Annotated in this window: 21 protein-coding genes, 2 tRNA genes and 1 pseudogene; 17 read left to right on the top strand and 7 right to left on the bottom strand. The window is 59.3% G+C overall.

Features of this window, described 5'->3' with window-relative positions; translation table 11 throughout:
- Window positions 1-57: 57 nt before the first annotated feature.
- Window positions 58-144 (bottom strand) — tRNA-Leu (locus QCL51_RS22525).
- 88 nt (window positions 145-232) lie between these two features.
- A tRNA-Leu gene (locus QCL51_RS22520) sits at window positions 233-319 on the bottom strand.
- A gap of 272 nt (window positions 320-591) precedes the next feature.
- Here QCL51_RS22520 and rnr point away from each other — a divergent pair.
- The 7 genes from rnr (at window position 592) to dnaB (ending at window position 7712) form a co-directional block, all read left to right on the top strand.
- On the top strand, window positions 592-3165 hold the full coding sequence (gene rnr, locus QCL51_RS22515; protein WP_021783884.1) for a ribonuclease R: 2574 nt from the start codon (window positions 592-594) through the stop codon (window positions 3163-3165).
- Window positions 3162-3908 carry a 23S rRNA (guanosine(2251)-2'-O)-methyltransferase RlmB gene (gene rlmB, locus QCL51_RS22510; RefSeq protein ID WP_003249554.1) on the top strand — a complete coding sequence of 249 codons (747 nt, stop codon included), beginning with the start codon at window positions 3162-3164 and terminating at the stop codon, window positions 3906-3908. The genes rnr and rlmB overlap by 4 nt, the downstream gene beginning before the upstream one ends.
- A 244-nt stretch (window positions 3909-4152) precedes the next feature.
- Window positions 4153-4578, top strand: a complete 426-nt coding sequence (rpsF, locus tag QCL51_RS22505; protein ID WP_021783885.1) for a 30S ribosomal protein S6 — start codon at window positions 4153-4155, stop codon at window positions 4576-4578.
- 28 nt (window positions 4579-4606) lie between these two features.
- Window positions 4607-4837, top strand: coding sequence for a 30S ribosomal protein S18 (gene rpsR / locus QCL51_RS22500; protein ID WP_003249563.1), 231 nt, complete (start codon window positions 4607-4609; stop codon window positions 4835-4837).
- Between the two features lie 33 nt (window positions 4838-4870).
- Window positions 4871-5734, top strand: coding sequence for a hypothetical protein (locus tag QCL51_RS22495; protein ID WP_021783886.1), 864 nt, complete (start codon window positions 4871-4873; stop codon window positions 5732-5734).
- A 20-nt stretch (window positions 5735-5754) separates the two neighbouring features.
- Window positions 5755-6201, top strand: a complete 447-nt coding sequence (gene rplI / locus QCL51_RS22490) for a 50S ribosomal protein L9 (RefSeq protein WP_003249568.1) — start codon at window positions 5755-5757, stop codon at window positions 6199-6201.
- A gap of 113 nt (window positions 6202-6314) precedes the next feature.
- A complete protein-coding gene (dnaB, locus tag QCL51_RS22485; protein ID WP_021783887.1) occupies window positions 6315-7712 on the top strand; it encodes a replicative DNA helicase in 1398 nt (465 codons plus the stop codon).
- Window positions 7713-7736: 24 nt separating this feature from the next.
- Here the strand turns inward: dnaB and QCL51_RS22480 are convergent, their stop codons facing one another.
- The gene (locus tag QCL51_RS22480) at window positions 7737-9392 is read right to left on the bottom strand and encodes an ATP-binding cassette domain-containing protein (RefSeq protein WP_021783888.1); all 1656 of its coding nucleotides are present in this window, start codon (window positions 9390-9392) and stop codon (window positions 7737-7739) included.
- 1 nt (window position 9393) lies between these two features.
- A complete protein-coding gene (locus QCL51_RS22475) occupies window positions 9394-10548 on the bottom strand; it encodes a YcaO-like family protein (RefSeq protein ID WP_103463104.1) in 1155 nt (384 codons plus the stop codon).
- 614 nt (window positions 10549-11162) lie between these two features.
- Between QCL51_RS22475 and tnpB the strand changes: the two genes are divergently transcribed.
- The 4 genes and pseudogenes from tnpB to QCL51_RS22455 all read left to right on the top strand — a co-directional run bounded on the left by tnpB (window position 11163) and on the right by QCL51_RS22455 (window position 15755).
- A complete protein-coding gene (gene tnpB / locus QCL51_RS22470; RefSeq protein ID WP_019437365.1) occupies window positions 11163-11522 on the top strand; it encodes an IS66 family insertion sequence element accessory protein TnpB in 360 nt (119 codons plus the stop codon).
- A gap of 18 nt (window positions 11523-11540) precedes the next feature.
- Window positions 11541-13097 carry an IS66 family transposase gene (locus tag QCL51_RS22465; protein WP_275967259.1) on the top strand — a complete coding sequence of 519 codons (1557 nt, stop codon included), beginning with the start codon at window positions 11541-11543 and terminating at the stop codon, window positions 13095-13097.
- A gap of 32 nt (window positions 13098-13129) precedes the next feature.
- Window positions 13130-13276: pseudogene (locus QCL51_RS22460) on the top strand (DUF3077 domain-containing protein); the annotation flags it as partial.
- A gap of 178 nt (window positions 13277-13454) precedes the next feature.
- Window positions 13455-15755: a YgiQ family radical SAM protein gene (locus tag QCL51_RS22455; RefSeq protein ID WP_012053852.1), complete on the top strand. Its 2301-nt coding sequence runs from the start codon at window positions 13455-13457 to the stop codon at window positions 15753-15755.
- A 121-nt stretch (window positions 15756-15876) separates the two neighbouring features.
- Here QCL51_RS22455 and QCL51_RS22450 read toward each other — a convergent pair whose 3' ends face one another.
- Complete coding sequence (locus QCL51_RS22450) at window positions 15877-16464, bottom strand: TIGR00730 family Rossman fold protein (protein WP_021784449.1); 588 nt, start codon at window positions 16462-16464, stop codon at window positions 15877-15879.
- 348 nt (window positions 16465-16812) lie between these two features.
- On the opposite strand from QCL51_RS22450, the gene azu reads away from it, so the two are divergent.
- Window positions 16813-17259: an azurin gene (azu, locus tag QCL51_RS22445; RefSeq protein WP_028697883.1), complete on the top strand. Its 447-nt coding sequence runs from the start codon at window positions 16813-16815 to the stop codon at window positions 17257-17259.
- Between the two features lie 103 nt (window positions 17260-17362).
- Here azu and nadE read toward each other — a convergent pair whose 3' ends face one another.
- Both nadE and pncB read right to left on the bottom strand, forming a co-directional pair.
- On the bottom strand, window positions 17363-18190 hold the full coding sequence (gene nadE / locus QCL51_RS22440; protein ID WP_021784448.1) for an ammonia-dependent NAD(+) synthetase: 828 nt from the start codon (window positions 18188-18190) through the stop codon (window positions 17363-17365).
- A 3-nt stretch (window positions 18191-18193) separates the two neighbouring features.
- Window positions 18194-19399: a nicotinate phosphoribosyltransferase gene (gene pncB / locus QCL51_RS22435; protein WP_021784447.1), complete on the bottom strand. Its 1206-nt coding sequence runs from the start codon at window positions 19397-19399 to the stop codon at window positions 18194-18196.
- Window positions 19400-19898: 499 nt separating this feature from the next.
- Here pncB and QCL51_RS22430 point away from each other — a divergent pair, with 499 nt between their 5' ends.
- The 5 genes from QCL51_RS22430 to QCL51_RS22410 all read left to right on the top strand — a co-directional run bounded on the left by QCL51_RS22430 (window position 19899) and on the right by QCL51_RS22410 (window position 24993).
- Window positions 19899-21035 (top strand): branched-chain amino acid ABC transporter substrate-binding protein, encoded by a 1137-nt coding sequence (locus QCL51_RS22430; RefSeq protein WP_021784446.1) that lies wholly within the window; start codon window positions 19899-19901, stop codon window positions 21033-21035.
- Window positions 21036-21189: 154 nt separating this feature from the next.
- A complete protein-coding gene (locus QCL51_RS22425) occupies window positions 21190-22104 on the top strand; it encodes a branched-chain amino acid ABC transporter permease (RefSeq protein ID WP_014592581.1) in 915 nt (304 codons plus the stop codon).
- A 2-nt stretch (window positions 22105-22106) separates the two neighbouring features.
- On the top strand, window positions 22107-23408 hold the full coding sequence (livM, locus tag QCL51_RS22420; RefSeq protein WP_021784445.1) for a high-affinity branched-chain amino acid ABC transporter permease LivM: 1302 nt from the start codon (window positions 22107-22109) through the stop codon (window positions 23406-23408).
- Window positions 23405-24280, top strand: coding sequence for an ATP-binding cassette domain-containing protein (locus QCL51_RS22415; RefSeq protein ID WP_021784444.1), 876 nt, complete (start codon window positions 23405-23407; stop codon window positions 24278-24280). The genes livM and QCL51_RS22415 overlap by 4 nt, the downstream gene beginning before the upstream one ends.
- Entirely contained in the window at window positions 24277-24993 is a 717-nt protein-coding gene (locus QCL51_RS22410; RefSeq protein WP_021784443.1) for an ABC transporter ATP-binding protein, read from the top strand. Before QCL51_RS22415 ends, QCL51_RS22410 begins: the two co-directional genes overlap by 4 nt.
- The last annotated feature ends 200 nt before the right edge of the window (window positions 24994-25193 follow it).

Below are 25193 nucleotides of genomic sequence, written 5' to 3'. Positions count from 1 at the left end.
GGGCACAAAAAATCGCAGGCAAGAAAAAACCCACTAGCAAGCTAGTGGGTTTTTGTATGGTGCCCAGGAGAAGACTCGAACTTCCACGACCTTGCGGTCACTGATACCTGAAACCAGCGCGTCTACCAATTCCGCCACCTGGGCAAAGCTTTACATCACCTGCAGAAGGCGACTATCGTTCGCTTTCACACAGTAGTAACAGATCCTTGGTCATCTGTTACTTGAAAATATTTGGTGCCCAGGAGAAGACTCGAACTTCCACGACCTTGCGGTCACTGATACCTGAAACCAGCGCGTCTACCAATTCCGCCACCTGGGCACACATTCGAGGTTACTTGATGCTTTACAGCGTCGTTCATCTCTACTACAACTTCGGGGTTGTCCGTCGTTGTGGTGCGCACTATACGGACGCTCCCCAAGGCTGTAAAGCCCCCAGCCGAAAAAAAAATCAAAAAATTCAACCCGTTGATTCCACAAGCCTATTTCTGCTGTTTATGCACTGCAGCGGGGGCTGTCCAAGGCAGACATTTCCGGTTTCAATACGCCTATGCCAGAATTCATATCTATATACCCCAAGGTGAACCCCTTCTGATGGCCGATTGGCAATCCCTCGATCCCGAGGCCGCTCGCGAAGCGGAAAAATACGACAACCCCATTCCCAGCCGTGAGCTGATCCTGCAGCGTCTCGCCGACCGAGGCGAACCTGCTGCCCGCGAGGAGCTGGCAAAAGAGTTCGGTCTGTATGAAGAAGACCAGATCGAAGCCCTGCGCCGCCGCCTGCGTGCCATGGAGCGCGATGGCCAGCTTATCTATACCCGGCGCGGCACTTATGCCCCGGTAGACAAGCTGGACCTGATCTGTGGTCGCGTCTCCGGCCACCGCGATGGCTTCGGCTTCCTTATTCCCGATGACGGCAGCGAAGACCTGTTCCTCAGCCCGTCGCAGATGCGACTGGTGTTTGATGGTGACCGCGGCCTGGCCCGCGTCTCCGGTGTCGACCGTCGTGGCCGCCGTGAAGGCGTGCTGGTCGAAGTCATCTCCCGTGCCCACGAGAGCGTGGTCGGCCGCTATTTCGAAGAAGGCGGCATCGGTTACGTAACCCCGGACAACCCGAAGATCCAGCAGGAAGTGCTGGTGACCGCCGGGCGTAACGGCGGTGCCAAGATCGGCCAGTTCGTCGAGATCAAAATCACCCACTGGCCAACGCCGCGCTTCCAGCCGCAAGGCGATGTGGTCGAGGTCATCGGCAACTACATGGCGCCGGGCATGGAAATCGACGTTGCCCTGCGCAGCTACGACATTCCGCACGTGTGGCCCAATGATGTGGTCAAGGAAGCACGCAAGTTCCGCTCCGAAGTCGAGGAGAAGGACAAAGAGAAGCGTGTCGACCTGCGCCATCTGCCGTTCGTCACCATCGACGGTGAAGACGCCCGCGACTTCGACGATGCCGTTTATTGCGAACCGCTGGGCAAGCTGCGTCTGTTCTCCGGTGGCTGGCGCCTGTACGTGGCCATCGCTGACGTATCCAGCTACGTGCGTCTGGGCTCTGCCCTGGATGTCGAGGCCCAGCAGCGCGGCAACTCGGTGTACTTCCCCGAGCGCGTGGTGCCGATGCTCCCCGAAGAGCTGTCCAACGGCCTGTGCTCGCTGAACCCGCACGTCGACCGGTTGGCCATGGTCTGTGAAATGACCATGAACAAAGCCGGCCAGATGGTCGACTATCAGTTCTACGAAGGCGTGATCCACTCCCACGCCCGCCTGACCTACAACAAGGTCAGCAGCATGCTCGAGCATGCCCGTACCCGTGAGGGCAAGGCGCTGCGCGAGGAGTACAAGGAGGTCGTGCCCGACCTGAAAAACCTGTACAACCTGTACAAGGTGCTGGTGGAAGCGCGTCACACGCGTGGTGCCATCGACTTCGAAACCCAGGAAACCCGCATCATTTTCGGTGATCAGCGCAAGATCGCTGAAATTCGCCCGACAGTGCGTAACGATGCCCACAAGCTGATCGAGGAATGCATGCTGGCGGCCAACGTGGCCACTGCCGAGTTCCTGCAGAAGCACGGTGTACCGGCGTTGTACCGCGTGCACGACGGCCCTCCACCGGAGCGCCTGGAAAAACTGCGTGCCTTCCTGGGTGAGTTGGGCCTGAGCCTGCACAAGGGCAAGGACCCGTCGCCGAAGGATTACCAGGCCCTGCTGGCGAGCATCGCCGGCCGCCCGGACTTCCACCTGATCCAGACGGTGATGCTGCGCTCGCTGAGCCAGGCCGTGTACAGCACCGAGAACAACGGCCACTTCGGCCTGAACTACGAGGCGTACACCCACTTCACCTCGCCGATCCGCCGGTACCCGGACCTGCTGGTCCACCGCGCCATCCGCAGCATCATCCGCTCCAAGGTCGATACCCCGCACGTCAAGCGTGCCGGCGCCATGAGCATCCCCAAGGCGCGTATCTACCCGTACGACGAAAACACCCTGGAGCAACTTGGCGAGCAGTGCTCGATGACCGAGCGCCGGGCCGACGAGGCCACCCGTGACGTGGTCAACTGGCTCAAGTGCGAGTTCATGAAAGATCGCGTGGGCGAGACCTTCCCGGGTGTGATCACCGCGGTGACCGGTTTCGGCCTGTTCGTCGAGCTGACCGATATCTATGTAGAGGGCCTGGTGCACGTCAGTGCGTTGCCGGGTGACTACTACCACTTCGACCCGGTACACCATCGCCTGGCCGGCGAGCGTACCGGTCGCAGCTTCCGCTTGGGCGACACCATCGAAGTGAAGGTCATGCGTGTTGACCTGGATGAGCGCAAGATCGACTTCGAAGTGTCGGAAAAGACCCTTGCCGCACCGATCGGCCGCAAGCAGCGGGGTGCCGCGCCGGCTGCCGAAAAAACCGAGCAACAGCCGGCAACCGAAGCGAAAGCCACGCCCAAGCCGCGCAGCCGCAAAAGCGAAGCGTCCGAAGCGTACTTCCCCAAGGATGCTGTGCAGCGTAACGCTGAAGTGCGTAAAAGCCGCGAGATGAAGAAAGCGCTGATGACCGACGCGCGCAGCAGTGCCGGCAGCAAATCCGAGAAAGGTGGCAAGCCGTCCGGCAAGCCGACCAAGCACCGTAAAGGCCCGTCGAAGTCCGGCGCGCCACGCAAAAGCAAGAGCAATTCATGAGTCAGCTGGAAAAGATCTACGGTGTACACGCCGTGCAGGCATTGCTGCAGCACCATCCAAAGCGGGTCAAGCAGATCTGGCTGTCGGAAGGGCGCAGCGAGCCACGCCTCGAGACCTTGCTGGCGCTGGCCGCGGAAAACCGCGTGCCGGTCGGCCAGGCCGAGCGCCGTGAGATGGATGCCTGGGTCGAAGGTGTGCACCAGGGCGTTGTAGCCGAGGTCAGCCCGAGCCAGGTGTGGGGCGAGCTGATGCTCGAAGAGCTGCTTGAGCGCACAGAGACGCCGCCGCTGATCCTGGTGCTCGACGGCGTGACCGACCCGCACAACCTCGGCGCCTGCCTGCGTACCGCGGATGCGGCCGGTGCCACGGCAGTGATCGTGCCCAAGGACAAGTCGGCAACGCTGACGCCGGTTGTTCGAAAGGTGGCTTGTGGCGCGGCAGAAGTCATTCCGCTGGTGGCTGTGACCAACCTGGCGCGTACGCTTGAGAAGTTGCAGCAGCGTGGCCTGTGGGTCGTGGGTACCGCTGGCGAGGCCGAGCAGGAGATCTACCAGCAGGACCTCACCGGGCCACTGGTGATGATCATGGGCGCGGAAGGCAAGGGCATGCGCCGGCTCACCCGCGAGCATTGCGACTTTCTGGTGAAGTTGCCGATGGCGGGTAGCGTCAGCAGCCTTAACGTGTCGGTAGCGACCGGGGTTTGCCTGTTCGAAGCCGTCCGTCAGCGTCAGGCCAAGCGCTGATCTTCAGCCTGTATCGGCCTATTCGCGGGCGTGCCCGCGAATAGGGGCTGACACATTCTGAATATCTCAGGCTGTTCAAATATTCGCCAATTGCCTTGCGTGTGCGGCACGCCTTCTCTACAATTGCGCCCCTTGCCGAGCTGGCAGGCGCTCATGTGCCTCCCCTCCGTGCAAGACATACAGTGTCATTCACTCCTTGTCTGACCAGATTCGCTGGCAGACTACTAACCCGTAAGGAGCATTCATGCGTCATTACGAAATCATCTTCCTGGTTCACCCGGACCAGAGCGAGCAAGTCGGCGGCATGGTTGAGCGTTACACCAAGCTGATCGAAGAAGATGGTGGCAAGATCCACCGCCTGGAAGACTGGGGCCGTCGTCAACTGGCCTACGCAATCAACAATGTTCACAAGGCTCACTACGTGATGCTGAACGTTGAGTGCACCGGCAAGGCCCTGGCCGAGCTGGAAGACAACTTCCGCTACAACGATGCCGTTATCCGTAACCTGGTCATCCGTCGCGACGAAGCCGTTACCGGCCAGTCCGAGATGCTGAAGGCTGAAGAAAACCGCAGCGAGCGCCGTGAGCGTCGTGAGCGTCCTGAGCATGCTGAATCCGCCGAAGGCGATGACAGCAATGACAGCGACTCCAGCGATAACGCTGACGAGTAATCCACGGACCTTTAGAGGAGCCTATTAAATGGCACGTTTCTTCCGTCGTCGTAAATTCTGCCGCTTCACTGCTGAAGACGTGAAAGAGATCGACTTCAAAGATCTCAACACCCTGAAAGCTTACGTATCCGAAACCGGCAAGATCGTTCCAAGCCGTATCACCGGTACCAAAGCTCGTTATCAGCGTCAGCTGGCTACCGCTATCAAGCGTGCCCGCTTCCTGGCCCTGCTGCCCTACACCGACAGCCACGGCCGCTGAGACCGGGTCGTCGACAAGCAGTAAGGGGTTAGCATGCGAGCGTTAGCAAGTTTCATCATGCGCGGTCGTGTGCAGGCCACCCTCGTGGTGGTCATCAGCGCGGTACTGCCGCTGCTGTTCTGGTTGAGTGCCGCTGCCTGCAGCCTTGTGCTGCTGCGGCGTGGGTTCAAGGATGCTACAACGGTCATCGCCGGCGGCCTGCTGGCCGGGCTGGCCGTGTGGGTCATGGGCGATCCCATCACCTTTCTGGTGATTGCGGGTGCCATTGCCCTGGCCGCCATGTTGCGTGCCGAGTATCCCTGGAGCCGGGTGTTGCTCGCCAGTGCCGTGTTCGCCGTGGCTTTCAGCCTCGTGCTCGATCTGGCGCTGGCGCAAACCTTCGATGTGCTGGCCAAGGCGTTTGCCGAAGCCATGCCGAAAATCGAGGGGCAACCGGTACTCTCCGACGAGCTGATCCGCCCTGTGCTGGTCGCTTCTACAGCAGTGACGGTGCAATTGTTCAGTGTGCTGGCCTTGGTGCTGGCGCGCTATTGGCAGGCAGCGTTGTACAACCCTGGAGGCTTCGGTCGCGAGTTTCGCGAACTGAAGTTGCCGAAACAGGCCACGGCGGCCTTGGTGGCAGTGATGGTGGTGGCTCCGTTTATCGGGCCGCAGTTCATCATCCTGGCATCTGCCTCGAGCCTGGTATTGGTGCTGGCCGGCATCGCCTTGATGCACGGGCTGGTGGCACAGGGCCGACTGGCCGGTTTCTGGCTGGTGGGGATGTACGTGACGCTGCCGCTGATCATGCAGCTGATTTATCCGTTGCTGATGGTTTTGGCCATTGTCGACAGCCTGATTGATTTTCGCGGTCGCAAGTCCCCTCCGGGGAAAGACTCCGCGAACGGTGAAGGTTAAAAGTTAAGAGGTTTTACCAAATGGAACTGATCCTGCTGGAAAAAGTCGCTAACCTGGGCAACCTGGGCGACAAAGTAAAAGTTAAGGCTGGTTACGGCCGTAACTTCCTGCTGCCATTCGGCAAGGCCACCGTTGCCAACGCCGCCAACCTGGCTGCGTTCGAAGAGCGTCGTGCCGAGCTGGAAAAAGCAGCCGCTGACAAGAAAGCTTCGGCTGAAAGCCGCGCTGCCCAACTGGCCGAGCTGGAAGTGACCATCACTGCCACCGCTGGCGACGAAGGCAAGCTGTTCGGTTCGATCGGCACCCACGACATCGCTGACGCCCTGACCGCCTCCGGCGTTGAAGTGGCCAAAGCTGAAGTTCGTCTGCCGAACGGCACCATCCGTCAGGTTGGCGAATACGACGTAGCCGTGCACCTGCACAGCGACGTTGAAGCCACCGTACGCGTGGTCGTCGTAGCTGCCTAAGCTGCGCTAACTGGCTGGCTCCTTGCGAGTCAGGCGGTTAACATCGGGCACGGTCCTGTTTTCGACAGGCCGTGCCCTTTGTCTTTTTCGTCCTCCAGAATTCTTTCGTGGCCATGAACGAGATCACCACTTCCGAACAGCTAGACCTGCAAACCGCAGCCCTGAAGGTGCCGCCGCATTCCATCGAGGCCGAACAGGCCGTACTCGGTGGCCTGATGCTGGACAACAACGCCTGGGAGCGGGTGCTGGACCAAGTGTCGGATGGCGATTTCTACCGGCATGACCACCGCCTGATTTTCCGTGCCGTGCACAAGTTGGCCGATGCCAACCAGCCATTTGACGTGGTTACCCTGCACGAGCAACTGGACAAGGAAGGCCTGTCCTCGCAAGTCGGCGGCTTGGCCTACCTGGCCGAGCTGGCCAAGAACACTCCCTCGGTAGCCAACATCAAGGCATACGCCGCGATCATTCGCGAGCGGGCCACGTTGCGCCAACTGATCAGCATCAGTACCGACATCGCCGACAACGCCTTTAATCCGCAAGGGCGCAACGCCGAAGAAATCCTCGACGACGCCGAGCGGCAGATCTTCCAGATCGCCGAGGCCCGGCCAAAAACCGGCGGCCCGGTGGGTGTCAACGAACTGTTGACCATGGCCATCGACCGCATCGATACGCTGTTCAACTCCGACAGCGACATCACCGGTATCTCCACCGGTTACACTGACCTGGACGAGAAGACCAGCGGCCTGCAGGCAGCCGACCTGATCATCGTCGCGGGTCGTCCGTCGATGGGTAAGACCACCTTCGCCATGAACCTTGTGGAAAACGCCGTACTGCGTACCGACAAGGCGGTGCTGGTGTTCTCCCTGGAGATGCCAGGTGAGTCGCTGATCATGCGTATGCTCTCGTCCCTGGGGCGTATCGACCAGACCAAGGTCCGTTCCGGCCAGCTGGACGACGACGACTGGCCGCGCCTGACCTCGGCAGTGAACCTGCTCAACGACCGCAAATTGTTCATCGACGATACGGCGGGAATCAGCCCCTCGGAAATGCGCGCTCGCACCCGTCGCCTGGCCCGTGAGCATGGCGAGATCGCCATGATCATGGTCGACTACCTGCAGCTGATGCAGATTCCGGGGTCGGCCGGTGACAACCGTACCAACGAAATTTCCGAGATTTCCCGCTCGCTGAAGGCCCTGGCCAAGGAATTCAACTGCCCGGTTATTGCCCTTTCGCAGCTGAACCGCTCGCTGGAGCAGCGCCCGAACAAACGCCCGGTGAACTCCGACTTGCGTGAATCCGGTGCAATCGAGCAGGACGCCGACGTGATCATGTTCGTATACCGCGACGAGGTGTACCACCCCGAGACCGAGCACAAGGGCGTGGCGGAAATCATCATCGGCAAGCAGCGTAACGGCCCCATCGGCTTCGTGCGTTTGGCGTTTATCGGCAAGTACACCCGGTTCGAGAACCTTGCGCCGGGCATGTACAACTTTGATGATGATGAATAACCCATTGAGCTAGCAAGGCTGCTCCTACAAGGTTTGCGGTGCGCCTGCTAGCTCTGAAATCTGAGCGATCTTCGTTTGCCCTTGGCTGATGATCCGCCCCTCGCTCAGGGTGATCACCCGGTCAAACCGCGACAGTGCGCTCTGATCATGCGTCACGCAAATCAGCCCTCGCCCTTTAAATGCTTCGAACAACAGGTCCCAGGTACGCTCTGCCGACGCGGCATCGAGCCCGGCTGTGGGCTCGTCAAAGAAATTGAATTCCCCAGGCTGATTAAGAAGGCGTAGCAGCGTCAGCCTGCGTGCTTCGCCGCCCGATATCGATTCTGCGCGTGCATCCAGATCAAGTTCGTACCAGTCTTTGCTCAGGCCCAACCGTTCAAGCCATCGTTCGATTTGAGCGCGATCATGAGCTTGCTCGAACAGCACGGCGCGGGGCAGGGGGCCAGGTATGAAATGCGCCTCCTGAGGGCAGAGTCGTAATCGACTGAATTGTTCACTAGCGTTGAGCGACGCCAGGCACCTGCCGTGCAGGTGCACATCCTTGCGCAACGGGAATATCGTTCCCGCCAGCGTATGCAGAAGTGTCGATTTACCACATCCGCTGGGCCCGATCAGTGCGACCCGTTCTCCTTTGTGCAGTACCAAGGGTTCTTCGATGTGAAGTTGTACATTATCTCGAGCGCTCAACTGGCACGGGGCGATGCTTAGGCCAGCGTCCTTGTCTTGGGACTTCGCCTTAGTAGTGCATGCAGGGCCGAACGAGGGGAGCTGGAGCCATTGTTCGAGTTTGCGTTTGTCTAGCCGAAACTGGTCTAGCAATCGCCAGGCCTCAGCAAGTTGCGCAACCCCTGCCAGCAATCCGCTCACCAAGGTGAAGAGAGCAACCAGCTCGCCCAGGCTCAATTGCGGTGTTGCCAGAGCCTGATCATGGATACCCCACATGAGCAAACCGCCACTGCCCAGGCCTATGAACAGGGTGCGCAGGCTCTGAATCCAACCCCCACTGTGAGCTACCTGCACTGCTGAGTCGGCATAGTGCGAAAGTGTCTGGTTGACCGGGAGCATTGCAGCATCCTCGGCCTTTTCCAGTTTGACCGTTGCCGCGCTGGCGAAGGTATCCACCCATTGTTCCGCCAGTTCATCCTCGCGAGCGTTCACTGCCTCGATATGTGGCCGGCGCCAGCGCACCAGACGATCGTTGGCCCACAGGTAGGCCAGGCTCAAAGGGATGAGGCCGATCAATACCGAAGTAGCTCCCAGGTAAGCGAAGAGCGTTATCAGCACTGCAGCTTCGGCTAGCACCGGCCACGCCGAGCCAATCAGAAAGCCCAACCACCGCTCCTGTGCGGTAATGCCCCTATCCAGTACTTTTACCAGTGTTCCGCCATGGAGTTGTCCATAGGCCTCGAAGCGCTTGTCCAGCAATTCGCGGCACCAGCGGATGGAAAGTTGCTTCACGCGTTCCTGGCAAAGCCGCGCCAGGCACCAGGCTTGTAGAGGGGTCATAGAGGCTTGTAATGCGACAAGGCATATGAAAGCTCCGAGCAGAAGCTGGGAAGACGCGGCTGAGGTGGCCAGGTTGTCAATGATGTCGGCCAAGACTAGAGCAGGTACGACGGTCGCGATTTTCAGGAGCAGTGTCGCGCCGAGGGCGGCGAGAATTCCTCTATAGATTTGCATGTCATTGCCTTATGCCTTTGAGTGCACTCTGTGGCGCGACTGGAATACCTGATCTGATCAGGTGGAAGCGTTCAAGTCCGGGTATGAACACCTGAACAACCGTAGCGAGATTCGGGTGCTCATAAAGTGTGCGATAGAATGCGATCTTGTTATGTTTTTCCAAGTTGATCAGTGTTCGCTTGACTTGCCCGCGCACGCTGAGATCGGTATGCGGAGGGTGAAAAGCGGGTACAGCATATGTGGGGCATGGGTGTATAAGAGCTGAAAGGCGGGTTGAATGAGTAAGCATTTTTTCAGTAGAGAGATCTTCTTGTTTTTCTGTGGCCCCAGAAAGCTGCTCGCACTGAATCTGCTCCGTTACGGCGCGGTACATTGCAATGGAGGGGTTGATGGAGCTGCCGGAGCCAATGCTGCTGAGTGAGCCTTCTTTTTTACTACGAGAAACAGCAATGCAAAATGAAACTTCGTAGAAGTCGTGCGTCAAGTATATTTCTAGTTTTCTGGCCCGGCGGAGAAGCTCGGTATCATGGGCAAATGTCTCTTCCAGAAAAGAATTCGAAGGTTGGTAAAGTTTGGGTGGGGAAGTCAGGCCACAAAGTGATAGGTAGTACATAGAAAGTGCGTGACGTTCGATAGCTTCATTGATGGCGTGGAGCAGAGCCTCGTTCTCCGTGCAGCCAAGTGCTGTACCAGAGTTGGTCGAATATTTGGAAAGAAAGCCCGCTGCAGTTTTTTCGATTTCATCAATGTTTCTGGAGGAAGGTGCTATCAATATCGCGGGAATGGCTATTTCGTCGTAGCTGTTCAATGCCTGAAGACTGAAATAAGGTATTCGGCAATCCGGGGGAATGGATTTTAGGAGCCAATCGTCAAATGGGGCTATCGATTGCAAAATTTGGTCGCTTTCGATGAGTGGTGGAGTACTCTTGTCGACGAAGTAATGCTCTAGGCTCTCGGCAAGTGCTCCTAGTTCGCAATGTTCCCCTTTTCCTGCACCGCAAGAAACTTCTTTGTAGGCGCTGTCGTATAAGTGGCATGTGGCGACCAGGGTACTTTTTTTTGATAGTTTTGTTTTCGATTGAAGCCCTAAGTGATGATGCAGCCTTGTCAGACGGTTGTAGGCCTCTTCTATGTTCAGTTCGCGTTCGGTAATCATGTTCTGCTCCTTGGTAGAGCCAGAAGGGGCTAAGCCCCTTCTGGTTTGTCACTTACAGAAGGTTGAGAAATTCAACCTCGGACTCGGTGAATGTGTAGTTCATCACGCGTGGGATCTGCAGAGTGTGGATTTCAGAACGACGACGTCCCATGGCTAGTGCTCCTATAGAGTTGGTTTGAGTGCGCCTTCCAGCGCGTCACTGTTGTATCACTTGTTTTTTTATTGGTTCAAGATCCGCTCGGAATTTGTTGAGGAAAGTTGTCGTAGGATTTTTTACTAGGACTTGAAGTTCGATTCCTACATTTTTTAAGATCTAGAGAAAATCTACTAATAATTAGCCGGTTAGCATTTTCTGAGGGTTGGAGAGGCTAAATATTTAGTAAAAATCTGAAGGGATTGCGATCGCTCAGCAGGGGCGCGCGATCGCCATCGGTCTAAGCAGGCTCAGGTTTTCCTGCGAGTAATCGCCTTGCTCTTGAGGCAGACCCGTACGTAGCCGCTACCCATCAAATGCAATTGTCGTCGTGGCGTAAGTGCTCCATGAACCCCACATTCAAAGCGCTTACCTGATGCCCGATGCTGTGCTCCCGATTTCCTTCTGGAGCCAGCCCTGCATGATGCGCCCCGACAGCAAAGTCGAAAAAGTCTACCTCTACCCCAAGCCTGTGGACTTTCGAAAGTCCATCGACGGCCTTACTGCCTTGGTAGAACTGGATATCAAAGTCGCCGTGTTCGACCCCGTGCTCTTCGTCTTCCTCAACAAGGCGCGTAATCGGATCAAAGTGTTGTACTGGGAGCGCAACGGCTTCTGCCTCTGGCTCAAGCGCCTGGAAGCCGAGCGCTTCAAAATGTCGCCTGAGCCCAGCGACGAAGCGATTGTCCTGACCGTCCAAGAACTCAATTGGCTGCTCGACGGTTTCGACCTTTGGCGCAACCGTCCTCATCAGGTTTTGACTCCGCGCTACGTCGCCTGACCCGGTATAATCCGCGGCATGATTTCCGTGCCCGACAATCTCCCAGACGATCCTGCCCTGCTCAAGCAATTATTGCTTGAGAGCTATGCTGCCCGTTTGCGCGAGCAGGAAGTCAATCAGGCCCACATCGTCCAAATTGACGATCTGAAAGAACAAATCAAGTTATGGCGTGACCGTTTCTTTGGCCGCAAGTCCGAGCAAACCGTCGATCCCAAAACGCCGCAACTGGCCATGTTCGATGAAGCGGAAAATGACCCTCTGCTGGCTGTAGTCGATGATGCCAATGAAGAAGTCGTTGTCCCGGTCAAGCGCCGTGGCAAGCGCAAGTCATTGGCGGCTAATCTGCCACGTATCGAAGTTATCCATGAGTTGCCCGAACACGAACTGACCTGCGCCTGCGGTTGCCGCAAGCATGTCATCGGCGAAGAAACCAGCGAGCAGCTCGATATCGTGCCGATGCAGATCCGCGTACTCAAACACGTGCGCAAGATCTATGGCTGCCGTGGTTGCGAGACTGCTCCTGTCACTGCTGACAAGCCCGCCCAGTTAATCGAAAAAAGCATGGCCAGCCCAAGCGTGCTGGCCATGCTGCTGACGACCAAGTACGTCGATGGCTTGCCGCTACACAGGTTTGAAAGTGTGCTGTCCCGCCACGGCATCGAGATTCCACGACAAACCCTGGCGCGTTGGGTGATCCAGTGCAGTAAATACTTCCAGCCGCTGTTGAACCTGATGCGTGATCGGCTGCTGGAAAGTCCGGTGATTCATTGCGATGAGACCCGCGTCCAGGTGTTGAAAGAACCGGATCGAGACCCGACCAGCCAATCCTGGATGTGGGTGCAAGCCAGTGGCCCGCCTGATCGACAAGTTGTGCTGTTCGACTACACCACCAGCCGTGCGCAGGAAGTACCATTGCGTCTGCTGCAAGGCTATCGCGGCTATGTGATGACCGACGATTATGCGGGTTACAACGCTTTGGCGTTGCAGCCCGGTATCGAGCGACTGGCATGCATGGTTCACGCGCGCCGCAAGTTCGTCGAAGCACAAAAGGTGCAGCCCAAGGGTAAGACCGGACGAGCCGATGTGGCGCTGACGATGATCAATAAGCTGTATGACATCGAGCGCGACCTCAAGGAGGTCAGCGACGAACAGCGGTTCATCGGTCGCCAGGAAAGAAGCTTACCGATCCTCGGTCAGCTGAAAAGCTGGCTGGACAAGACGTACGCCCAGGTGACGCCGCAAAGCGTATTGGGCAAGGCGGTGCATTACCTGGCAAACAACTGGAGCCGCCTGGAACGGTATGTCGAAGCGGGCCATTTGCCAATCGACAACAACCTGGCAGAGCGCGCGATAAAACCGTTTGTCATTGGGCGTAAGGCTTGGCTGTTCAGTGACACGCCCAAGGGCGCCACGGCAAGTGCGCAGATATACAGCTTGGTCGAGACCGCCAAGGTCAACGGCCAGGAGCCCTATACGTGGCTGCGCCACGTACTTGAGCGCCTGCCGTATGCGTCGTCGGTCTCAGACTACGAAGCCTTGCTGCCATGGAACTGCTCGCCAGAGATACCACGGTAAGCTGAGGCCCTATCTTTTAGAAGGTGGGGTTCATGGATCGCACTCGTCGTGGCGACGTCCGCGAGCAGTCTTCGGAGTTGATGGGCTATGTGCGCGAACTGACCATCACCGGGTTGATGGATGAGAAGCCGATGATGATCTGGGCTGCCCATTACCTGAGTGCGATGGCCAAGGCGCTGCAAGGATTCTGTCGAACACCTGGCAACCCCACTACACCCCTCAAGCCAACCACCTGCCACGTCCATCCCCCAACCGTCGCCCCGCCCACCAATCCCCACGAATCCAGTCGGATTTGGTCAAAATTTGTGCTATATTCCGCGCCCGCGATTTCCCTGCACACCAGAACCGGTCACTGACATGCAAGCAGCCAAACCTCTCTACGACTATCCCAAGTACTGGGCCGAATGCTTCGGACCAGCACCTTTCCTGCCAATGAGCAGGGAGGAGATGGATCTGCTCGGCTGGGATTCCTGCGACATCATCATCGTGACCGGTGATGCCTACGTCGACCATCCGTCGTTCGGCATGGCCATCATTGGCCGTCTGCTGGAAGCCCAGGGCTTCCGTGTGGGCATCATTGCCCAGCCGAACTGGCAGTCGAAAGACGACTTCATGAAACTCGGCGAGCCAAACCTGTTCTTCGGTGTGGCCGCCGGCAACATGGACTCGATGATCAACCGCTACACCGCGGACAAGAAGATCCGTTCCGACGACGCCTACACCCCGGGTGGCCTGGCCGGCAGCCGTCCGGACCGTGCCAGCCTGGTGTACAGCCAGCGCTGCAAGGAAGCCTACAAGCATGTGCCGATCGTGCTCGGCGGCATCGAGGCTTCGCTGCGCCGCATCGCCCACTACGACTACTGGCAGGACAAGGTTCGTCATTCGATCCTGATCGACGCCAGCGCCGACATCCTGCTGTTCGGCAACGCCGAGCGTGCGGTGGTCGAGGTGGCCCAGCGCCTGTCAAGCGGTGAGAAGATCGAGACCATCACCGACGTTCGCGGCACCGCCTTCGTGCGCCGCGATACCCCTCAGGGCTGGTACGAGATCGACTCCACCCGTATCGACCGCCCGGGGCGCGTCGACAAGATCATCAACCCGTACGTGAACACCCAGGACACCCAGGCCTGTGCCATCGAACAGGCCAAGGGCGACCAGGAAGACCCGAACGAAGCCAAGGTGGTGCAGATTCTCGACAGCCCGGCCGTGACCCGGGAAAAGTCGGTGATCCGCCTGCCATCGTTCGAAAAGGTGCGTAACGACCCGGTGCTGTATGCCCATGCCAACCGCGTGCTGCACCTGGAGACCAACCCGGGCAACGCCCGCGCGTTGGTGCAGAAGCACGGCGAAGTGGATGTGTGGTTCAACCCGCCACCCATCCCCATGAGCACCGAAGAAATGGACTACGTGTTCGGCATGCCTTACGCCCGTGTGCCGCACCCGGCCTATGGCAAGGAGCGCATCCCGGCCTACGAGATGATCCGTTTCTCGGTGAACATCATGCGTGGCTGCTTCGGTGGCTGTACCTTCTGCTCGATCACCGAACACGAAGGCCGCATCATCCAGAACCGCTCGCACGAGTCGATCCTGCACGAAATCGAAGAGATGCGTGACAAGGTGCCGGGCTTCACCGGCGTGGTCTCGGACCTTGGCGGGCCGACTGCCAACATGTACCGCATCGCCTGCAAAAGCCCCGAAATCGAAAAGCACTGCCGCAAGCCGTCGTGCGTGTTCCCGGGTATCTGCGAAAACCTCAATACCGACCACAGCTCGCTGATCGAGCTGTACCGCAAGGCCCGTGCCTTGCCGGGTGTGAAAAAGATCCTGATTGCTTCCGGCCTGCGCTACGACCTAGCGGTGGAATCGCCGGAGTACGTCAAGGAACTGGTCACCCATCACGTTGGCGGCTACCTGAAGATTGCCCCGGAGCACACCGAGCGTGGCCCGCTGGACAAGATGATGAAGCCGGGTATCGGCACCTATGACCGCTTCAAGCGCATGTTCGAGAAGTTCTCGAAAGAAGCGGGCAAGGAACAGTACCTGATTCCGTACTTCATTGCTGCGCACCCGGGCACCACCGACGAAGACATGATGAACCTGGCCCTGTGGCTGAAGGGCAATGGCTTCCGTGCCGATCAGGTGCAGGCGTTCTACCCGTCGCCAATGGCCTCGGCCACGGCCATGTATCACTCGGGCAAGAACCCGCTGCGCAAGGTGACCTACAAGAGCGAAGGGGTGGAGATCGTCAAGAGCGACGAGCAACGCCGTCTGCACAAGGCGTTCTTGCGCTATCACGACCCGAAGGGCTGGCCAATGCTGCGTGAAGCGCTACAGCGAATGGGCCGCGCCGACCTGATCGGGCCGGGCAAGCACCAGCTGATTCCGGCGCACCAGCCGCAGACCGACAGCTACCAGAGTGCGCGCCGCAAGAACTCGACCCCGGCCGGGAGCCACAAGGTGGGCAAGGACCAGAAGATCCTCACCCAGCACACCGGCCTGCCGCCGCGTGGCAGCGATGGCAGCAAACCGTGGGACAAGCGCGAGAAGGCCAAGGCCGAAGCGTTCGCGCGTAACCAGCAGGCGGCCAAGGAGCGCAAAGAGGCGAGCAAGGGCGGCAAGGGCAACAAGAAGCCGCGTCAGCCTGTCATTCCCCGCTGATCTTGAAGGCTACATAGAGCCCTGTGGGAGCGGGTTCACCCGCGAATGCGTCGGTAGATCCACTATCGATTCGCGGGTGAACCCGCTCCCACGGGGCCAGTGTTCGGCCCATCCATCTGGGTCAGTCAGGCTGCTTGTCGACCCACTTCGGCGCCACCGGCGCGATAAAGCGGTCCATCCCGTCCAGCAGCTCGTATGGCTGCTGACCCAGCAGCAACATCGCCCGGTGTTGCGGGCGCACGAAGCCTTCTTCGACGATATGGTCGAGGAACCCGCCCAACTTGTCGTAGAAACCGTTCACATCCAGTAGGCCGAGCGGCTTGGCGTGATAGCCCAGCTGCCCCCAGGTCCACACTTCGAACAGTTCCTCCAGCGTACCCAGCCCACCCGGCAAGGCAATAAAGGCATCGCTCAGCTCGGCCATGCGGGCCTTGCGCGCATGCATGCCATCCACCACTTCCAGACGGGTCAGGCCTTTGTGGCCGACCTCAGCGTCCAGCAGGCTCTGCGGGATGATCCCCACCACTTCGCCACCGGCTGCCATGGCTGCGTCGGCAACCACGCCCATCAAGCCGACCGCGCCACCGCCGTACACCAGGGTCAAACCGCGGTGGGCAATGGCCTGGCCTAGCGCGACGGCTGCTTCACGGTAGGCAGGGTTGGCGCCGATGCTGGCGCCGCAGAACACACAAACGGAACGTACGGGCATTGCTCATCTCCTGTCACTCAGGTGCACAGGGTACGGCGCAAGCCCGTCACTTCCAAGGCCGGTTCATTCTGGCCGGGAGAATTCGCAGATTGCACCTGTAGCCCCGTGGGCGTAGGCAGCGAGCAGGCTATTGAGGAAATTGGAGATGGGCATTTGGTATTGCTCCTAAATGAGAGGTTGTCCCATCGTCCAATAAAAGGGCATGATGTGCCCTTAAATTGGTTGTATACAATCTATTGAACAATTCTACTGGCTGACCCCTTGACACCCCCTTGACCCATATCAGCAAGGGGCTGAACGGTTTCAGGCAGTCTCGCAATTGATAAAACCCTGCCAAGGAGATTCATGATGTTTGCGAAAGCTGTAGCGGTATCCCTGCTGACCCTCGCCAGCGCCTCTGTCTTCGCAGCCGAATGCTCGGTCACTGTCGACTCCACCGATCAGATGTCCTTCAATACCAAGGAAATCGTCATCGACAAGAGCTGCAAGCAATTCACCGTGAACCTGGAACATTCGGGCAACCTGCCGAAAAATGTCATGGGGCACAACGTAGTAATCAGCAAGGCCGCAGACATGCAGGCAATCGCTACTGACGGTTTGAGCGCCGGTATCGAAAAGGCTTACTTGAAAGAGGGCGATGAGCGTGTCATTGCTCACACCAAGATCATTGGCGCGGGCGAAAAAGACTCGGTGACCTTTGACGTGGCCAAGCTGGTTGCTGGCACGGACTACGGCTTCTTCTGCTCTTTCCCAGGCCACATCTCCATGATGAAGGGCACGGTCGTCGTCAAGTGAAGGCGGCTGTGTAGGCCTCTAGGGCCTATTCGCGGGCACGTCCCACAAGTTGATCACTGTTTTCAAGGACAGGGATTAACCTGCGGGTGCGCCCGCGAAGCTTTTATGGGGCGAACGGCAGTTCGCGCTTGTGCTGGGTCTTGCGGTATGTGGCGACGATGATGTCGAACGCTGCCTGGTCAACCGGCTGCCCGTGCAGGAAGGCATCGATCTGCTGGTAGGTCACACCATGTGATGCTTCGTCCGGCTTGCCCGGCTCCAGGTCTTCCAGGTCGGCCGTTGGCACCTTCTCCACCAGTGACTCCGGCGCACCGAAGCTGCGCGCAATCGCCCGCACCTGATTCTTCACCAGCCCACTCAGCGGCGCCAGGTCGCAGGCACCATCACCAAACTTGGTAAAGAAGCCCATCACTGCCTCGGCGGCATGGTCGGTTCCGATCACCAGACCTGCGCGGGCGCCCGCGATGGTGTACTGGGCGACCATCCGGGTGCGCGCCTTGACGTTGCCAACCACGAAGTCCACCAGCGTCGGCGAGCCGTTCTTCAACTCCACCACTTCGGCCGCTAATGCACGCACTGCCGGGGCGATATCCACAGTGTGAACTTCATCAGCCTTGATCACGTCAAGGCATGCCTGGGCGTCATGCTCGTCATGCTGTACCTGGTACGGCAGGCGCACGGCAATGAAGGTGTATGCCTTGTCGCCGGTCTCGGCGCGCAGCTCGTTGATGGCGCGTTGGGCGAGCAGGGCGGCAGTCAGTGAGTCGACGCCACCGCTGATGCCCAGCACCAAGGTCTTGAGTCGCGCGTTGGCCAGGCAGTTCTTGATGAACGCCACGCGCCGGGCGACTTCGGCCTCGAGCGCTGCCGCGTCGACGAACGGCGGCTGTACCTTCAGCGCCTGGGCAATCTCTTGCTGAACCGCTTGCATGGGTTACTCCTTGCTGGGGACTTTGAATACGTGACGCATGTAGGCGACGAAGTTCTCGTCGCGGCACTGGGTCTTGGCGGCTTCGTCAGAGATCTTGGCCACCGGTGCGCCGTTGCAGTCGGTCATTTTAAGCACGATGCTCATTGGCGCCACACCTGGGATGTCGCAGGTCAGGTTGGTGCCGATGCCAAAGCTGACGTTGATGCGGCCGCGCAGGGCGCGGAAAATTTCCAGCGAGCGGGTCAGGTTGAGGCCGTCTGAAAACACCAGGGTCTTGGTCATCGGGTCGATACCCAGCTTCTGGTAATGGGCAATGGCCTTTTCCGCCCAGGCTACCGGCTCGCCTGAATCATGGCGCAGGCCGTCGAACAGCTTGGCAAAGTACAGGTCGAAATCGCCGAGGAAGGCATCCATGGTGATGCAGTCGGTCAGGGCGATGCCGAGCAGACCACGGTACTCGCGTACCCAGCAGTCCAGCGCGGCAATCTGGCTGTCGATAAGCCGTGGGCCGAGCTGCTGGTGGGCCATGATCCACTCGTGGGCCATGGTGCCCAGCGGCTTGATATCCAGTTTCCATGCCAGGTCGACGTTGCTGGTACCGACAAAGCGGCCGGGGAAGTCGTCGCGCAGCACCCGTACCACTTCCGCCTGCACGCGGCTGGAAAAACGCCGGCGGGTGCCGAAATCGGCCACCTGCAGTTCGGCCAGCTCGTCGTCGCTGGCATGCGCGCGCAGCCAGTCGAACTTGCGGTACAACTGGTCCCGCGCCTCGGCCAGGCGCATGTGCGGGTGCAGATTGCGATTGCGTACTTCGCTGATGATGGCCAGCAGCGGCACTTCGAACAGGATCACATGCAGCCATGGACCTTTCAGGCGCAGGAACAGCTGGTCGTTTTCAATGCCGACGTGCACGTAACGCAGGTTGAAGCGGAACAGTCGCAAAAAACGTAAAAAGTCGGGTTTGAGGAAGCTGATGCGTTCGAGGAAGGCCAGCTGGCCATCGTCCAGGGTGAGGTCGCCAAGCCGTTCGAGCTGATTGCGAATTTCGCCGAGGTAGGGGCGCAGGTCCTCACCGTTGCGGCAGCGGAATTCCCATTCGACGTCGGCGTCCGGGTAGTTGTGCAGCACTCCCTGCATCATGGTGAGTTTGTAGAAGTCGGTGTCGAGCAGGTTGTGCACGATGCGCTCGGCGAATGCGCTTTCGCTCATCAAGGGGGCTCCGGAAGCGGCGAATGGCGGACATTGTGCCAGTCTTTGGTCTTGTTGTGCCTGTTCCGGCCTCTTCGCGGGCAAGCCCGCTCCTACATGGTGCTGGAACGAGGAGCGGGCTTGCCCGCGAAGAGGCCGGAACGGCCAAAACAGAGGTGTTTTTCCGTGCACCGGCTAGCCTTGAAACGGTGCCGCCTGTAGCACTCGCGCACCAGTGGTGTGCACTTCGGTGACGTTGGCTGTTACAGGGCGGTTGCACGTAAACACTTGCAAGGGTTGCAATGATGGCACTCGATGGTTGCTCCTTGTCTGTACGTGTGGTGGCGCCTGCCGCGTGGCAGACGGTTGCACGCTCAATAAAGAAAAGGCCGCCCGTCGCCTGCAGGCACCCTTCACAGTGTGTTTTCCCGGAACACAAAACCTATGGCACGGCCCTTGCTCGGAGTACCGGGCTGAGAAGTTGTAGTGCCAACCAAAAAAACTCTAGGAGCACCACCTCATGTCGCAGACGTTTTACAAGAAAGGTTTCCTGGCTCTGGCCGTAGCTACGGCACTGGGTGTTTCTTCGTATGTCCAGGCCGACGTCAAGATCGGCGTAGCGGGCCCCATGACCGGGGCAAACGCAGCGTTTGGCGAGCAGTACATGAAAGGTGCGCAGGCAGCGGCCGACAAGATCAACGCCGCCGGTGGCGTGAATGGCGAGAAAATCGTCCTGGTCAAAGGCGATGACGCCTGTGAACCGAAGCAAGCCGTGTCCGTGGCCAACCGCCTGGTCGATCAGGACAAGGTGATCGGCGTGGTGGGCCACTTCTGTTCCTCCAACACGATCCCGGCGTCCGAGGTATATGACGAGGCGGGCGTGATTGCCATCACCCCAGGCTCCACCAACCCAGCGGTCACTGAGCGCGGCCTGAGCGCCATGTTCCGCATGTGCGGCCGTGACGACCAGCAGGGTATCGTCGCAGGCGACTACATCGTCGACGTGCTCAAGGGCAAGAAGGTCGCGGTGTTGCACGACAAGGACACCTACGGCCAGGGCTTGGCTGACGCGACCAAGGCGCAGCTGGAGAAACGTGGCGTGAAGCCTGTGTTGTACGAAGGCCTGACCCGTGGCGAGAAAGACTTCAGCGCTGTGGTCACCAAGATCCGCTCTACCGGTGCCGACGTGGTCTACTTCGGCGGCCTGCACCCGGAAGCCGGCCCGCTGGTTCGCCAGCTGCGCGAGCAGGGCCTGAAAGACGTCAAGTTCATGTCCGATGATGGCATTGTCACCGACGAACTGGTGTCCACCGCCGGTGGCGCGCAGTACGTGGATGGCGTTTACATGACCTTCGGTGCCGACCCGCGCCTGCTGCCAGACAGCAAGGCGGTGGTGGAGGAGTTCCGCAAGGCCGGCACCGAACCTGAGGGCTACACCCTGTACGCCTACGCTTCGCTGCAAGCGCTGGCTGCCGCGTTCAATGGCGCGAAGTCGAACAAGGGCGAAGACGCTGCCAAGTGGCTCAAGGCCAACCCGGTGCAGACCGTCATGGGCGAGAAGAAGTGGGACAGCAAGGGCGACCTGACCGTCTCCGACTACGTGGTCTACCAGTGGGACAAGAACGGTAAATACCACCAGCTGGAAAAACAAAAATAACAATGGCCCTCGGCCCGGGCTGTTGCTCGGGCCCAAGCCCCGCGGTACCTGTCTTTATTCGTAGATCTGCACAGTTCTGCGCGGCAAGGGCCCCGCACAGGTGGCCCGCGCCGTGGTCGGCGCTCGTGCAATCTCAATCAGGTGAGATTGCGTTATGGATGGTATTTTCCTGCAGCAACTGGTCAACGGCCTGACCCTCGGGTCGGTCTATGGCCTGATCGCCATCGGCTACACAATGGTCTATGGCATTATCGGCATGATCAACTTCGCGCACGGCGAGGTGTACATGATCTCCGCTTACCTCGCGGCGATCAGCCTGGCATTGCTGGCTTACTTCGGTGTCGAATCGTTCCCCCTGCTGATGCTGGGCACCCTGTTGTTCACCATCGTCGTCACCGGCGTGTATGGCTTCACCATCGAACGCATCGCTTACAAACCGCTGCGTAACTCCACCCGCCTGGCACCGCTGATCAGCGCCATCGGCATTTCGCTGATCCTGCAAAACTACGCGCAGATCAGCCAGGGCGCCCGCCAGCAAGGCGTGCCAACCCTGCTGGAAGGCGCCATGCGTGTCGAAGTCGGCACCGGCTTCGTGCAACTGACATATACCAAGATCTTCATCCTGGTGGCGGCCTTCGTCGGCATGGGCCTGCTGACCTACGTGATCAAGTACACCAAACTCGGCCGCATGTGCCGTGCCACCCAGCAAGACCGCAAGATGGCCTCGATCCTGGGCATCAACACCGACCGGGTGATCTCCTACGTGTTCGTCATCGGTGCAGTGATGGCCGCCCTGGCTGGCGTGCTTATCACCATGAACTACGGCACCTTCGACTTCTACGCCGGCTTCATCATCGGTATCAAGGCGTTCACTGCCGCAGTGCTCGGTGGTATCGGCTCGCTGCCGGGTGCCATGCTCGGCGGGATCATCCTGGGTATTTCCGAGTCGCTGTTCTCAGGCCTGATCAACTCCGACTACAAGGATGTGTTCAGCTTCTCACTGCTGGTGATGATCCTTATCTTCCGCCCACAAGGTCTGCTGGGTCGCCCGCTCGTGGCTAAGGTGTGAACATGTCCGTTGCCAAAACTGCCTCTGTTAGTGAAACCAAGGGTTTCGACCTTAAACGCAGCCTGCTGGAGACCATTGTCGCAGGCCTGCTTGCACTCATCGTGTTCGGCCCGGTCGTTGGCGTGGTACTCGACGGCTACACCTTCAATGCCGAGCCGCGCCGCGTAGCCTGGCTGGTCGGCGGTGTGATGGTTGGGCGCTTCCTGCTCAGCCTGTTCCTGCAGACTGCCCCCGGGCAACGCATGCTCCTGGGCTTCGACAGCGGCGGCTCGGGCGTGCATGTGACCGCCCCGGACTACAAGTCGCGCCTGCGCTACATCATTCCTGCGCTGATCGTTATTGCCATCGTTTTCCCGATTTTCGCCAACAAGTACCTGCTGACCGTGGTCATCCTCGGCCTGATCTACGTACTGCTGGGCCTTGGCCTGAACATCGTGGTCGGCCTGGCCGGCCTGCTCGACCTGGGGTACGTGGCGTTCTATGCCATCGGTGCCTACGGCCTGGCGCTCGGTTATCAATACCTGGGGCTGGGTTTCTGGAGCGTGCTGCCGTTGGCGGCCATTGCTGCGGCGCTGGCGGGTTGCATCCTCGGCTTCCCGGTGTTGCGCATGCACGGTGACTACCTGGCGATCGTGACGCTGGGCTTTGGCGAGATCATCCGTCTAGTGCTGAACAACTGGCTATCGTTCACCGGTGGCCCCAATGGCATGCCGGCGCCTTCACCCACCTTTTTCGGCCTGGAGTTCGGCCGTCGGGCCAAGGATGGCGGGGTGCCGATCCACGAGTTCTTCGGCTTCGAGTACAACGCCAGCCTCAAGTTCGTGTTCATCTACGCGGTGCTTTTCATGGTCGTGCTGGCTGTGCTGTACATCAAGCATCGCCTGACCCGCATGCCGGTCGGCCGGGCCTGGGAAGCGCTGCGTGAAGACGAGATCGCCTGTCGTTCGATGGGCCTGAACCACGTGTTGGTCAAGCTGTCGGCCTTTACCCTGGGTGCCTCGACTGCCGGTTTGGCGGGGGTGTTCTTCGCCACCTACCAGGGCTTCGTCAACCCATCGTCATTCACATTCTTCGAGTCGGCGCTGATCCTCGCCATTGTCGTGCTGGGCGGCATGGGCTCGACCGTGGGCGTGGTCATCGCCGCGTTCGTGCTGACCGTGGCGCCGGAACTGCTGCGTAGCTTCTCCGAGTATCGGGTGCTGTTGTTCGGCGTGCTGATGGTGCTGATGATGATCTGGCGACCGCGTGGGCTGATCCGCATCAGCCGTGCCGGTGTGACCCCGCGTAAAGGAGTGGCGCCATGAGCGACGATATCATTCTCTCGGTCGACAACCTGATGATGCAGTTCGGTGGCATCAAGGCGCTCAGCGACGTCAGCCTGAAGGTCCGGCGCAACCAGATCTTTGCCCTGATCGGCCCCAACGGCGCCGGCAAGACCACGGTGTTCAACTGCCTGACCGGCTTTTACAAGGCCAGTGGCGGACGCATCGAGCTGAACGTGCGCGGCAGCCACACCAACGTCATCCAACTGCTCGGCGAACGCTTCCAGGCCGCCGACTTCGTGTCGCCTGCGCGCTTTGCCAGCCGTATCTACTACAAGATGTTCGGCGGTACCCACCTGGTCAATCGCGCCGGCCTGGCGCGCACCTTCCAGAACATTCGCCTGTTCAAGGAAATGTCGGTGGTGGAGAACCTGCTGGTGGCCCAGCACATGTGGGTCAACCGCAACTTGCTGGCCGGGGTGCTCAACACCAAGGCCTACCGCAAGGCCGAAAGCGATGCACTGGACCACGCCTTCTACTGGCTGGAAGTGGTCGATCTGGTCGATTGCGCCAACCGCCTGGCCGGCGAGCTGTCGTACGGCCAGCAGCGGCGTCTGGAAATTGCCCGGGCCATGTGCACGCGGCCGAAGATCATCTGCCTGGACGAACCGGCGGCGGGCCTGAACCCGCAGGAAACCGAAGCACTCAGCCGCATGATCCGTGTGCTGCGTGACGAGCACGACATCACGGTGGTGCTGATCGAGCACGACATGGGCATGGTCATGAGCATCTCCGACCATATCGTGGTGCTGGACCACGGCAACGTGATTGCCGAAGGTGCACCGCAGGACATCCGCCACAACCCGACGGTGATTGCCGCCTACCTGGGTGCAGACGAAGAGGAACTGGTATGAGTGCACCCATTCTCGAGCTGAAGGACCTGGACGTGTTCTATGGGCCGATCCAGGCGCTGAAGAAGGTCTCGATGCACATCAACGAGGGCGAGACGGTAAGCCTGATCGGTGCCAACGGTGCTGGCAAGTCGACCCTGCTGATGTCGATTTTCGGCCAGCCGCGGGCGGCATCCGGGCATATCGTGTATCGCGGCACCGACATCACCCGCAAATCCTCGCACTACATCGCCTCCAACGGCATTGCCCAGTCGCCGGAAGGGCGTCGGGTGTTTCCCGACATGTCCGTCGAGGAAAACCTGATGATGGGAACCATCCCCATCGGCGACAAGCATGCCGACGAAGACATGCAGCGCATGTACGAACTGTTCCCGCGGTTGAAGGAGCGGCGTAACCAGCGGGCCATGACCATGTCCGGTGGCGAGCAGCAAATGCTGGCGATTGCCCGGGCGCTGATGAGCCGGCCGAAGTTGCTGTTGCTGGACGAGCCCTCGCTGGGACTGGCGCCGATCGTGGTCAAGCAGATCTTCTCGACCCTGCGAGAGCTGGCCAAGACCGGGATGACCATCTTCCTGGTGGAGCAGAACGCCAATCATGCGCTGAAACTGTCGGACCGGGCCTATGTGATGGTCAACGGGCAGATTCGCATGACCGGGACCGGGCAGGAGCTGTTGGTCAATGAGGAAGTGCGTAACGCTTATCTGGGTGGGCACTGAGTTGTATGCAGGGGCTGCAATGCAGCCCCCTTCCCAATGTGGAAAACTTGTCGTTCCCTTCTCTCGGCGCACGCCAATATTCCCCCGCAAGCCATTGTTTCCACAGGCCACATCTTTTCCACGGATAATGTGGAGCCGCCTGTGGAAAACATGGTGGCATATCGCTCTAGGCCTTTATAATCAAGCCCTGTAGGCATATG

The sequence above is a fragment of the Pseudomonas sp. LTR0 genome, assembly GCF_036630035.1.
Taxonomy (GTDB): domain Bacteria; phylum Pseudomonadota; class Gammaproteobacteria; order Pseudomonadales; family Pseudomonadaceae; genus Aquipseudomonas; species Aquipseudomonas putida_Y.
The sequence above is the reverse complement of the archived record's forward strand: the minus strand, read 5'-3'. Positions and strand labels throughout refer to the sequence as shown.